Consider the following 13,293-nt stretch of genomic DNA (forward strand, 5'->3'; position numbering starts at 1 on the left):
AGTGAAACCAGTATTGTTAAAAATTAAAAATTATGCTTCACCTATCGGCATTGATACAAGTGTTCCCATATTCTCTTGGCAGTTGCAGGGTACTGATTTACGGGAAGAACTACAAACCCACTACCGCGTCTTGGTTGCTAAAGATGAGAGCTCGCTAGACTCGGGAGTAGGTTTGGTATGGGACAGCGAGAAGATTATTTCCTCCAATCAATTGCATATTACGTATAAGGGTCAACCTTTACAAAGTGTAAACGAATACTTTTGGAAGGTAGGTGTGTGGGATTCAAATGGGCTTGTAACTTGGAGTGAGGTCGTAAGCTTTGTAACAGGGTATCTAGAAGGCGAACCATGGAAAGCAAAATGGATTGGAAATGGCGGCTGTAAACCTTTCTATGCGCGGCATTCTTTTGAACTTAAAGCGAGAGTGAAGCGAGCCTATGCTTTTGTGTCAGGTTTAGGGCATTTCAATTTTTATATGAATGGCCGAAAAGTAGGCAACCATGAAATGGATCCTGGTTGGACCAATTACCATAGGTCAGTCCAGTATGTAGGTTTCGACGTGACGGACAATCTGATCCCTGATTCGAACATCGTTGGTTTACATGTAGGAAACGGTTTCTTTGCTGGAGACAGCGGTGGCAGACACTTTTATACAATGGATAAAGGATATGAGCCTTACGGAAGTCAATTAATGGCCATTGCCGAGCTTCATATCCAGTATGAGGACGGGAGCAATACAATTATCTGCACAGATGCGAGAGGTTGGAAAGTACGAGACAGCGCAACGACGCTTGCCAACGTATATGGTTCGGAAAATGTAGATGCCAGACGTTATCCAAATGGATGGACTGGTGCAAGCTACGATGATCGGAGTTGGGAAAAGGCAGAATTGTTATTTCCACCTGCAGGTAAATTAACTGTGCAGAATCAACCGCCGATTACGGTAAAACATATTTATGATACTGTACAAATAGATGAGCCGCTGGCTGATGTGTTTGTGTTTGATTTGGGGCAGAACATGTCTGGAATGTTCGAAATTTATGTGAGCGGACCTGCAGGAAGTAAGGTGACGATTAAGCCCGGTGAGTTGATGAGGGAAGATGGAACAATCGCGACGCCATGGGATATTGTCACTTATTCAGAGTATATTCTTGCTGGAACAGGAGAAGTGGAGATATGGAAGCCGGACTTCTCTTATTATGGAGCCAGATGGGTGCAGATTGAAGGGTGTACCCGCGATGAGCGGAATCAAACTAAACCCTATATCCACGATGTGAAAGGGCACTTTGTAACTTCAGCCTCCTTGAGCACGGGTGTACTGGAAACGGACGATCTCCGAATTGGGAAGCTGGCTGCGATTATTACGAAAGCAATCGAAAGTAATTTGCAGAGCGTTCATTCGGATTGCCCAACGATTGAGAAGCTCGGATGGATTGAGACGGCCGGTTTAATGGGGCCATCCATCATGTATGTAAAGGACGTTGAGGATTTATGGTTAAAGATTGTGAAGGATATGATCGAAGCGCAAACGGAAGAAGGTTTAGTTCCCGATATAGCACCGGAATATTCAAGGTTTACAGAGGGATTCAGAGATTCCATCGCTTGGGGAAGCTCGATCATAAGTGTACCTAATTTACTATTTGAAACCTATGGTAACGTAACTGCTATTGAACTGGCATACACTGCAATGAAAGCATATATGTCTTATTTAAAATCGAAGGAAGTAAATGGTGGATTCATTAACCATGGTCTTGGAGATTGGGGTATACATCCGCAAACAGGCGGCGACTATATCGAAAATGTAGAAACGGCGATCTATTATGACAATTATAGGCTGATGGTCAAATTCGCAAAAATGCTGGGCATCCATGAAGATGTTGAGCATTATACGTACGAGGCGGAACGAATTCGCAGCCTATATAATGAGCTTCTGCTGAGGCCGATTTCCGATAGAGATCCAGAAGGCTACGCCTACCATAAAATTACAGGTGAATTTGATCCTGACAATCAAGTCGTGCAGGCTATTCCGTTGTTCTTGGGACTTGTACCAGAAGACAAGCGAATGAATGTGGAAACTGCCTTATTGCATGCGGCCTCATCAAGACAACTCAGATCGGGTGAAATTGGATTGAGGTTTTTATTTGGCGCGTTGTCAGATATGAAACGAAAAGATATCGTCTTTGATATGATGATGCAACCAGAGCATCCCAGCTACATCCGATTCGTTGAGATGGGGGAGACAGCGTTGCCTGAATTTTGGACAGATGATGCACGCTCTCGCAATCATGATATGATGGGGCATATTCTGGAATGGCTGTACAAGGATTTGCTAGGTATTTCCAGTATTTCAGGCGCCTATAAAGAAATTAGCATTGCTCCTTATCGAGCGGAACATGTGAAACAGATTCGTGGCTGCTACCATTCTGTAAGGGGTCCAATCTGTGTGGAATTTTCACATTGCAAAGATGTAGTCAGTCTATCTGTGCAAATCCCGCCCAATACGACTGCCAGGGTACAAATCCCCCTTCTTGCTGCTGATTCGTTGGTTTATGAGCATGTACAGTCTATAGAGCATGAGGTGATTTTCGAAGAAGGACAGCCGTTTGGGGTTGTTCGAGTTGGATCAGGTAGGTATGCATTTAGAGTTGTAAATGCCAGTTTCTAGCTAACAGGTATTACTCTTGAAGTGGGAAAAGGTACTTTTTATGATATAGGGATTTCTTACTCCCTTGACGAAGTTAAGCACATTGTTTACTTCGTCAAGGGAGTTGTCTATTTAGTTTGTATTTCCCGTACATGTTGTGGGTTCCCATCCAGGCGTTTAACACGTATATGGTCAACTTGCTCTGCCAATCCGGTTTGTCAGTATTGAGATTTTCTGTCAGGCAATGAAGTGACACCACTCTCAACGTAAGCGTCAAAGTCAGCCCACCTTCAACCAAAAATCTTCCATGAAAAAATGTGGGCTACCCAAGAACAGGAGGGGCTTGTCTTTGCGCCAAGAGCGCTTTGGAGGTGCCGCTCGTTTTCATTTTCCGCTAAGATGAAGGGGATTCTCGCGCTTGTTCCGCTGGTTATAGCCTGCTCCACAATCGAGAAGGTAAACAAAAGATACCTATAGTCGAAACGGGGCACTGTTCTCGTATGTTCATGGCTTCTTATAATAAAAGGAGAAAAAGGAGGTTACATTGTGCATACGATTCGAAAACGAATTAGACGAACTACTCCGTTGCATCTCATGTTGTTGCCTGGATTGATCGCTGTTATAATTTTCTGCTATGTACCTATGGCAGGACTGGTGATAGCATTTAAGGATTTTTCACCACTTGCGGGTTACAAGCACTCGCCTTGGGTCGGCTGGGAAAATTTCCGTTACATGTTGGCTTATCCTTCATTCTATAAGGTGATGTGGAATACAGTTTTTATTTCAACCATGAAGATCATAGTGGATCTCGTCGCACCGGTTACCATGGCTTTGATGTTAAATGAAATGCGTAAGGTTCGTATGAAGCGCTACATTCAAACTATCATTTATTTGCCTCATTTTTTCTCGTGGGTAATCCTCGGTGGGATTCTTGTGGATATATTGTCGCCATCTGAAGGAATCATCAACGCCATAATTAAGGGTGTCGGGTTGCCGCCTGTGTCGTTTCTGTCCGACAACAAATGGTTCCCTTATATAGTTGTTATTTCAAATGAGTGGAAGGAGGTCGGGTTCAATACTATTATATATTTAGCGGCCTTAACTTCCATTGATCCGAGTTTATATGAGGCTTCGGTAATTGACGGGGCTAGCCGCTGGAGGCAGACTTGGCACATTACGTTGACGGGCATTCGTCCAACGGTCATCCTGTTGGCGTGTCTCAGCCTTGGGAATGTGCTTAATGGAGGTTTTGACCAGATATTTAACTTATATAGTCCAATTGTCTATGAGTCCGGCGATATCCTAGATACGCTGGTTTATCGGATGGGTCTTGTCGAAACGAATTATTCCGTCGCGACCGCAATCGGCATGGTGAAGTCTATTGTTTCCCTGATCTTTATCGGATCTGGATATTATTTAGCCTATCGGTTTGCCAAATATAGAATTTTCTAACGAGAGGAGCACTGCACCGTGAATTTATTGACACCTGGCTACCGTGTGTACTTAATGATAAATTCGGTCTTATTGGTCTTGTTTGCCATTGCTTGTTTGTTTCCGATCATTCATGTTCTCGCGATTTCCTTTAGCTCAAAGACAGCAGTCAATTCCGGGTTAGTCACTCTATGGCCCGTGGAATTCTCGCTTAAATCCTACGAGTACGTTTTTCATAACCCCAATTTTGTGACTTCTTTTCTTGTCAGTGTAAAGCGGGTTGGACTCGGGGTTGGACTTAATATGGTTATGACTGTCCTTGTTGCCTATCCGCTGTCCAAGGAAGCCCATGATTTCCCTAGTCGGACTTTGTATGCGTGGTTTTTCGTTTTCACTATGCTGTTCGCCGGCGGCTTGATCCCAACGTTCCTCATTGTAAAGGCTGCGGGACTTATGGATACCGTTTGGGCGCTTATACTTCCTGGAGCTGTGCCAGTGTTTAACGTCCTGCTTATTCTCAATTTCATGCGATCGCTCCCGAAAGCGTTGGAGGAATCCAGCTTCATTGATGGAGCAGGACACTTCCGTACGCTTTGGAGCATTTACCTTCCGCTCTCACTTCCCGGTCTTGTGACAGTTGCCTTGTTCTCACTAGTGGGGCATTGGAACGCCTGGTTTGACGGTATGATCTATATGAACCGGACAGAACATTATCCACTTTCCACATATTTGCAGTCACTGCTTCAGTTTGACAACGTGAATCAAGCCAATCTTAGTCTGGAAGACGCGCGGCTGCTGGATAATATCTCCAACCGCACTGCACGTTCCGCTCAAATTTTCGTTGCTGCCTTGCCGATCATGCTAATCTATCCGTTTCTACAGCGCTTTTTTGTCAAAGGTATCGTATTGGGCAGTGTGAAGGGATAATATTATTCTCGAACTACAACACTGGAGGTATATACAAAGAGCCGATTCCGGCTCTTTTGTTATATAAGGATAGGTGGGATTCTAATGAAAGTCAGGTTCACTTCCATATTTACTAAACTTTTAATCTGCTTTTTTTTAGTGATGCTTCCATTATATGCATTGGGCATCTGGTCAACACATATTGGTTCCAAACAGATGCGAACTGAAATTGAAAAGTCCAATGAATCCAAACTGAAGTTTAATTACTATTATTTAGAGTTCGAACTATCCCGATTGTCAAAATTGCTGTCTGAGTATTCCAATGATTTGGAAATCGCGAACTTTCCGACAGACTTGCCGATACTGGACAGTTACGAAGTCGCAGAGCAAATGAATGATATTTATCGAAAGACTCGACTTATCAAAGAGTCCAGCGGTTATATTCAAGATGTTATCTATTTCATTCCCGCACTCGGCAAAACAATCAGTTCATCGGGTTATATCTCAATGTTGGACAAGAAGGAGTTGACAGGACTGCTTAGCAGCAGAGGGAACCTCAAGAGTTCTCTTTCATTATACAATGGAGACTTATACGTGTTGCTTGGATTACCTTTTAATTTGGACAGGCAAATAGATCCCAATTTTCTGCTAGCATTGAAGATCAACAAGACAGAAATCATAAACAGACTTAACGGCTTTACCGAGCCGGAAAACGGCAGTGCGGCAATGATCTTCGGAAGAGGTGACATGATATTGACTTCGAAAGGGGGAGAGGGAGTAGCGGAGGATTACTTCAAATCAAATATTCCTGATCTCACAGATTCAAATGGGGAGATTACGAAGATGGAATTTGGGAACAGCCGAATTTATCTCATTAGCAACAGTGAGCTAGGCTTTGAGCTTGCGGGATTTATTTCTAAGAAAAGCCTGTCACAGCCTATTGATATGTACACGAGGTGGTTATGGAAAATCACGGTCTTCTCAATCGGAATTATTTTCCTTTTTACCTACGGGATTATTCGGATTATTCATCGCCCGCTGGGCAAATTGATTCGGGGGTTCAAGGGTGTTGAACTTGGACGAACAAACGATCTTATTTTGCATAATCGAAATGATGAATTTGGGTACCTTTACGAACGTTTCAATGAAATGGTTTATCGATTGGGACAGTTGATTGAAGACAATTACATTCAGAATATCCGAACGAGAGAAGCGGAGTACAAGCAGCTGCAATCCCAGATCACGCCGCATTTTCTATATAATAGCCTGTTCACCATCAAGCAGATGGCTGAAACCGGTGATGTCGATGGAATTAAAGAGTTCGCGGATTATTTAGGTCAGTATTTTCAATATATCACACGAAATGCCGCTCAAAATGTGGGGCTTGGTGTAGAATTCGATCATGCAGTTGTCTATCTGTCACTGCAAGAAATTCGATATGCTCCTCGAGTACGTGTTGCCCTCGAACCCGTTCCTGAGGAACTGCGGTCTCTTCCCGTTCCGAAAGTTATTCTGCAACCGATATTGGAGAACGCTTTTGAGCATGGGTTGCGTAATAAGCCATCCAAAGGCCTCATTCGAATGACATACACAAACAAGGGGGACACGCTGATCTTTACGATTGAAGATAATGGAGAGGAGCTTACCGATAAAGGATTGGCTACGCTTCGTCATCGGATTAACGATAAAGGAAATGATTCCCACAAGGAAACAACTGGACTAGTCAATGTTCATCACCGTCTACGTATCCGATATGGCGATTCGTTCGGCCTTGAACTCAACCGGAGCGAGCTTGGCGGGCTGCAGGTGAATGTAAGATTACCGAGAACGGGAGAGACAGAGCATGTTTAGACTTCTAATCGTGGATGATGAAGCAACGATAGTTGAAGGGTTGCACGCCGTGTTCACTAGTGATAGTAGCTTCGATGAGCTTGACGTTCTGAAAGCATATTCCGCGACAGAAGCACTTGAGTGGTTGTCCGAAGTTAAGGTCGATGTCGTGCTGACAGATGTGTCCATGCCCGGTTTGAACGGCATTGATTTAGTGAGTCGTATGGCTTCGGAATGGCCTCGTTGCAAGGCTGTTCTACTGTCCGGTCACAATGATTTTTCTTACGCACAGCAGGCGATTCGCAGTCCCAACGTAGTAGATTATTTGCTGAAGACAGAAGGGATGGATAAGATCCGTGAAACGGTCACCAAGGCAATCAGACTAGTCAGGGAAGAACTCACTACAAGCCATCAGCGGATACTCATGCAGGAAAAAATGCCGCGAGCGTTATCTGGGTTGCAAAGGCGGTTACTTAAGGATACTCTGCGCGAAAAACGGGAATCAATGAGACTCGAGCAAGAGGTGATTGATGCCTTGCAGCTGAAGTTCAAACTGAACATGCCCGTATTGCTTGCTGCTTTCTTTGTTGAGGACTGGCGGAGTTATGCTAATCCAATAGATTATTCTCTTGTCCAATATGCGATTGGCAATATCGCTGAGGAGCTGTTGGACTCAAAAACCATCGTGAAGTGTACGGAATATGATGAGTACTCGATAGCATGCTTCATTCAGCCGATCGGCCGTGAATGGCCCATCGAGTCTTGGAAGAAACGGTTGCCCCGGTTTGTACATGGAACACTTGAAACATTTCAGGAGGCATGCCTTACCTACTTGAAAGTGCCTGTATCTATTGCCGTAATTGATGGACCCGTCCAGTGGCCCGAAGTTTCGCAAACCTACAGTCGATTATTAATGGCTCTACTTGGGGGGACTGGATTTACAACAGAAAAATGGATGATGGTCTCGGTACAAGAAGAGGAGGAAAGAGAAAGAGAAGCAGATAGACATGAATTGAAGAAAAGGTCGTTTTACCACCTAGAGAACCTTTTTCGAACCATTTTAGCTGGTGACCGGAAGGAAGCGGAGAATCATTTCCAAAGTTTATGCAGTGTCTATCCTTCGGAAGGTCCGAAAGAGCCGTTCGATAAACTGCAGTTTCTAAATGTTGCCTCCAAACAAATGCTTGCTGCTTATGATCAGCTTCGTATTCTGTATGCAAACGGAACGGATTGTACTGCCGTACTTAACCTGGATGCTCAGTCATCATGGGCGCATCTGCTAACTCAACTTCGGCTAAGTGTTAAAAGAATCAATGAAATCACCTTGCAGGAAACAGATGTTTCGAGTAGCCATGAGGAGTCTTCCATTATCGTATACGTTCATCAATACATTCACTCGCATCTTGACGGCGATTTGTCATTATCCAAAATTGCCAAAGTAGTTTCGTTGAATCCGTCTTACCTGTCACGCTGGTATAAGAAGCATACCGGAATTGCATTATCCGAATATATTAACAAGGTTCGAGTAGATAAAGCAAAGGAACTGCTCCGCATCAGCGAATTAAAAATTCATGAGATATCCAATCGTCTTGGATTTACGGATCCTCATTATTTCTTCCGTTTTTTTAAAAAGGCTGAGAAATGTACACCGAATGAGTATCGTGATCGCTCAAAAATAAATGGATAGGAAAATGGTAAACGAAAGATACCGAAGGTCAATAACACACACTATGGTAGGGCGTCATATAAGCTTAAGATTTTAATGTAAGCGTTTCAATTACTGGGGGGGGCGATCTGATGGTGAAAATAAGGAAACTAGCATGGGGATTCTTGAGTCTGGTTACAGCAACATCGATGTTAAGCGCTTGTGGGAACGGAAGTGATGGAAACAATGCGACAGCAACATCTGGCAGCACTACTGCAAGTGCCGAGGCCAGCAACAGCGGTCCAGTCGATACTTCGAATCCTTTGAAGTATGATCCGCCGATTACAATTCGAGCTACTCTAAGTGATTCCGGGAAGAATTTTCTAAACGAAGGAGATTCTCTGGAGGATAACGTCTGGACCCGCGGGTATGAGCAGGAATTAGGAATTAAAGTGAAATATGACTGGATTACCGATCAGGCAAACGAAGTAGAAAAAATGAACGTCACGCTCGCAGGAGGTGACCTGCCGGAAATTCTCAATGTTCACGATACGCAGTTGCAACGGTTGGTGGAGGCCGGCCAAGTCGCCGATCTTACAGATGCATACAACAAGTACGCTTCTGATCAGCTCAAGAGTTATCTCTCGGCAAGTGATGGAGTTGCGCTTAAAACGGTTACTCTAGATGGCAAGATGGTCGCGATTCCAAACTTCACCGGAACGTTGGATTCGGCTCATATGGTTTGGATCCGTCAAGATTGGATGAAAAAATTAAATCTGCAACAACCGAAGACGATGGATGACCTGATTGCTATCGCACAAGCGTTTGTAAATGATGATCCGGATGGCAACGGCAAGAAGGATACGTATGGCTTGGTACTGACCAAAGCGTTGAATACGGATTCCATGTTTCAACCAACGGGATTCTTAAACGGCTATCATGCGTTCCTCGATAGCTGGGTACAAGATGCATCGGGGAATTACGTTTACAGCACGATTCAGCCTGAAGTTAAAACGGCTCTGGCTAAATTGCAGGAATTGTACAAAACAGGCATTATTGATCCGGAATTCGGTACGAAGGATGCTAGTAAGACGGGGGAAACAGTCAATTCTGGCAAAGCCGGAATGTTCTTTGGGCCAATGTATGCGCCGTTCCCGGTGGGTGATAGTGTAAAGAATGACAAAAACGCTGACTGGGTACCTTATCCAATTCCTTCGAGTGACGACAAACCTGCTGTAGTGCAGACTTCTGTATCGATCAGCAACTACTATGCTGTACAAGCAGAATATGAGCATCCAGAAGCGCTGATTAAGATGCTTAATTATCAGATCGAAAAGATGTATGGCGAAAACGCAGCTACTGAACGCAGAAAATTTACGGGGGAGTCCGATCAAGGCTGGCACATGGCAACGGTGTCTTTGTTACCACCGGACAAGAACCTTACCTTTCAAATTCAAATCAAGGCAGCACTTGATGCGAATGATCCTTCGTCCCTAGATGTCGAGGGGAAAGGCTACTACGACGGAATTATGAAGTATCGTGCTGGCGATCGTAGCGCATGGTGGCAAGAACGGATCTTTGGACCTGAGAGCTCGCAGAGCGTCATAAAGTATTACAAGGACAACAACCTAACCTACGTAAATCCATTCGTTTATGCTCCAACAAAGTCGATGACGAGCTATAAGTCAACGCTGGAGAAACTTCAATTAGAGACATTTACCAAAATTATATACGGCGCATCTTCTATCGATGAGTTTGATAAATTCGTGGCGAGCTGGAAAAAGCTCGGCGGTGATAAAATTACAACTGAAGTCAACGAATTGTTGAAGAAGTAAGTTCAGCAGACAGAGTGGAGGAATAATTCGATTTCAGGGAAGCTCCTTGAGAGGCAACGAAGGAATGTGAAGGCGAGTCCAAACTTAAATTATAGTGGGAGGAAGAACGATGAATTATATTTCCAGAAGAATTTCAAAAACGTCATTGATTGTAATGTGCTCCATATTAATTATGGTGCTGTTTGCCGGCACTCAAGCGCACGCCTCTACCAATACGATAAAAAACGGACCTCATTGGTATGATACGAACGGGAATCAAATTCAAGCGTATGGCTCCAATTTCACCTGGTCGGATGGTTATTTTTATTGGTTCGGTCTGAATTGGACGGGAAATAATACGGGGGGAAATAATAATTTTCAAGGTATGAATTGTTACCGATCTACGGATCTTGTGAATTGGGAATACGTCGGTGTGGCTCTTGCCAATCAAACATCTGGTGATTTAGGGCCAAATCGAGTTGTTGAGAACGGTGATGTTATCTATAACAGTGCAACTAATAAGTGGGTTATGTGGCTTCACATCGATAATGAATCGTACAGTGAAGGTAAGGTTGGCATTGCTACCAGCGATTCTATCACCGGGCCATATACGTACCAAGGAAGTTCTAACATGCTTGGGAAACTATTGCGTGATCAAACAGCCTGGGTAGATGATGATGGGACTGGGTATTTGTTTGCAGACGATGATGTTAATGGTGCTAGAAACTTAAAAATCTTTAAGATGAATGATAGCTACACAGACTTGGTTTCTATAGTTGCATCCTTGGGACATATCGAAGCACCGGCTGTTCAGAAGGTAAATGGAGTCTATTATTTGCTTAGCTCGGAACTGACAGGTTGGGCAACTAACCGCAATAAGTACCAAACGGCAACCTCGATCGCAGGTCCTTGGTCAGATAGAGTTGATGTCGCTCCGCCTGAAACCAATACCTACAATACTCAGACACAAAATATCATCAGAGCAGGGAATACCTTTATTTATGTTGGCGGACGATGGGCCCAAGGCAATCTCGCTGATTCACGCTATGTCATGCTTCCGATGACCGTTGATAGCTCAGCAAAAACGATGTATATTCCAAATTACTATGATCAATGGAGTTTAAATTCTTCAGACTGGTCTTGGAGCGATACGTCGAATAATAAGGCTTTATTTAAAACCGTTACGGCATCGAGTTCACTTGAGAATTACGGTTGGGGAAAAGCCAAGGCAGTTGACGAAAGACGAAATTCAATCAGTGGATTCATGGGTTATTCTAGCCAGCTTGGCCAGAACTCAAATCATACGGAATGGGTGGAAATCAATCTCGGAGAGGTCAAGACATTTTCCAAAATTGTGCTTTACCCTCGCAATGACAGCGGTCATGTAGGGGACGGCTTCCCGATTGATTTCAAGATTCAGGTGTGGAACGGCAACACTTGGTTGGATCGGGTTAGTGAGACCGGCTATACGAAGCCGGACAATTCAGCCCAAGAGTTTACTTGGGGCTTCTTGGACAACACTAACCGAATTCGAGTATACGCAACCAATCTAAGAACGGTCGGCAATAATGGTTATTTGATGCAACTGTCAGAAATTGAAGTTTATTAAAGACTGAATCGAGTAAGGACGGCCGTTTGTGCCGTCCTTCTTCTAATTATATTTGGCGAGCCCACGCATCTTCTAGCCGTGAAAGACCAATCGAGGGAGGGGCCAAGCCTTCTAGATGCATGGTATATACGATTTCTTCTCGCTGTTGTTTAGAAAGGTTTAAGTTCCTTAAGTAAATTTTCCCGAATAGAAGCCAGCGAGCAGCCGTTCACGAATGACCCTGGACAGTTACAAAAAAATCTCGGCTATGGAAAGACCATAATTGAGCACGCAACGCTTCCCATATAAACATATGTATAAAATACGGGTTTTGTGAATATGTAATTAAGAATCCACATAACTACGCAGGTTTATAGGTCCATATTATCTACAGCTTTCCCAAAAGCGGTCGCATATTTTTCGATTAGTTTTTCAATGAATTTTTGATTGCTTGCTGAAGCAAACATATTGTTCTTTATTGCCTTTGCGCATCACTCGTACGATAGCTTTACTTCATTCAGGTTAATGCCGGCAACCTCAGAAAGCCGCAGTCCTGAGCATAAAATAAGAGATACGATCGCTGTATCCCGTTCACGATTCAACTAATGGAAGTAATAAATCCGTTTGTTCTCTTTAATTTCTCAAGGTTAATACAATTTTCTATTGCATCTTTATTATATTAGACATGATTAATTGAAAAAAATCCTCAAAACTATTTGCTATTTTTTCCACCTCTTCGAATTCAGGCTCATTTCCTTGTACAATAGCACCTATATCATTCGTTAAATCTATTGCATAAAATGAATACCCGTCATCAACTGATATAATGATGGGTAGATATTTATCCCACCATGAAGTTATTTCTGATTTCCATTCCGCATCATTCTCTGCTGCTTCTAAGCTTAGTACTTCAAATTCATTCCATCTAAATGCAGAATCCGCATTATTATTATACTCATCCTCACATATAAACCATGTTTTTTCACTAGGCGTTATGCATTTTTTAACTCGTTTTAAAAATTCCAAATAACTTTCAGGAATTTCTTTATATCTGGATACTATACTTTCATTTAAATTTAATTCATACTCAGATTTATCAGTTATTTTCCATCCATTATCTTTTGTCCAACTAATGAATTCACAACATTTCATATTTATATTCATATTTCCTCCTATTTCCTCCTACTAGGTGAACAACATTATGCTAGTGAAATTTTATTGGTTTCTTTGCTCGGTAAGGGGCAGCGTATCTAGAGTTTCCACCCCATTTACCTCTTTCAGCCATTGACTGAAAATTGACCCCAGTTTCTTCACATTAATATAACCATCCATTCTTTTAGATCTCTCACACAACGTTTTGATGTTAGAACTTGTTTCCAGATTAATCTAATGATCATACTCTAAGTCCCCAATATTTATCTGCTGGAGTAAGAGA

At 43.1% G+C, this 13,293-nt stretch carries 8 protein-coding genes; 7 read left to right on the forward strand and 1 reads right to left on the reverse strand.

Going from position 1 to position 13,293, the window contains the following annotated elements; translation table 11 throughout:
* Window position 1: 1 nt before the first annotated feature.
* The 7 genes from V5J77_RS13295 to V5J77_RS13325 all read left to right on the forward strand — a co-directional run bounded on the left by V5J77_RS13295 (window position 2) and on the right by V5J77_RS13325 (window position 11,879).
* Entirely contained in the window at window positions 2–2,665 is a 2,664-nt protein-coding gene (locus V5J77_RS13295; RefSeq protein WP_338551328.1) for a family 78 glycoside hydrolase catalytic domain, read from the forward strand.
* Window positions 2,666–3,238: 573 nt separating this feature from the next.
* Window positions 3,239–4,096, forward strand: a complete 858-nt coding sequence (locus V5J77_RS13300) for an ABC transporter permease subunit (RefSeq protein WP_338556775.1) — start codon at window positions 3,239–3,241, stop codon at window positions 4,094–4,096.
* An 18-nt stretch (window positions 4,097–4,114) separates the two neighbouring features.
* Window positions 4,115–5,002: a carbohydrate ABC transporter permease gene (locus V5J77_RS13305; protein WP_338551329.1), complete on the forward strand. Its 888-nt coding sequence runs from the start codon at window positions 4,115–4,117 to the stop codon at window positions 5,000–5,002.
* An 84-nt stretch (window positions 5,003–5,086) separates the two neighbouring features.
* The gene (locus V5J77_RS13310) at window positions 5,087–6,832 is read left to right on the forward strand and encodes a histidine kinase (protein ID WP_338551330.1); all 1,746 of its coding nucleotides are present in this window, start codon (window positions 5,087–5,089) and stop codon (window positions 6,830–6,832) included.
* A complete protein-coding gene (locus V5J77_RS13315; protein WP_338551331.1) occupies window positions 6,825–8,498 on the forward strand; it encodes a response regulator in 1,674 nt (557 codons plus the stop codon). The genes V5J77_RS13310 and V5J77_RS13315 overlap by 8 nt, the downstream gene beginning before the upstream one ends.
* Window positions 8,499–8,608: 110 nt before the next feature.
* The gene (locus V5J77_RS13320; RefSeq protein WP_338551332.1) at window positions 8,609–10,291 is read left to right on the forward strand and encodes an extracellular solute-binding protein; all 1,683 of its coding nucleotides are present in this window, start codon (window positions 8,609–8,611) and stop codon (window positions 10,289–10,291) included.
* Between the two features lie 109 nt (window positions 10,292–10,400).
* On the forward strand, window positions 10,401–11,879 hold the full coding sequence (locus V5J77_RS13325) for a family 43 glycosylhydrolase (protein WP_338551333.1): 1,479 nt from the start codon (window positions 10,401–10,403) through the stop codon (window positions 11,877–11,879).
* Between the two features lie 639 nt (window positions 11,880–12,518).
* Here the strand turns inward: V5J77_RS13325 and V5J77_RS13330 are convergent.
* Window positions 12,519–13,022, reverse strand: coding sequence for an SMI1/KNR4 family protein (locus V5J77_RS13330; RefSeq protein ID WP_338551334.1), 504 nt, complete (start codon window positions 13,020–13,022; stop codon window positions 12,519–12,521).
* Between the last annotated feature and the right edge of the window lie 271 nt (window positions 13,023–13,293).

The sequence above is a fragment of the Paenibacillus sp. KS-LC4 genome, assembly GCF_036894955.1.
Lineage (GTDB): Bacteria > Bacillota > Bacilli > Paenibacillales > Paenibacillaceae > Pristimantibacillus.

Excerpts from the sequence above, each read along its gene's own strand:
- V5J77_RS13300 (WP_338556775.1), top strand. The coding sequence starts at position 3,239 with ATGTTGTTGCCTGGATTGATCGCTGTTATAATTTTCTGCTATGTACCT.
- V5J77_RS13310 (WP_338551330.1), top strand. The coding sequence starts at position 5,087 with ATGAAAGTCAGGTTCACTTCCATATTTACTAAACTTTTAATCTGCTTT.
- V5J77_RS13315 (WP_338551331.1), top strand. The coding sequence starts at position 6,825 with ATGTTTAGACTTCTAATCGTGGATGATGAAGCAACGATAGTTGAAGGG.
- V5J77_RS13320 (WP_338551332.1), top strand. The coding sequence starts at position 8,609 with ATGGTGAAAATAAGGAAACTAGCATGGGGATTCTTGAGTCTGGTTACA.
- V5J77_RS13325 (WP_338551333.1), top strand. The coding sequence starts at position 10,401 with ATGAATTATATTTCCAGAAGAATTTCAAAAACGTCATTGATTGTAATG.
- V5J77_RS13330 (WP_338551334.1), bottom strand. The coding sequence starts at position 13,022 with ATGAATATAAATATGAAATGTTGTGAATTCATTAGTTGGACAAAAGAT.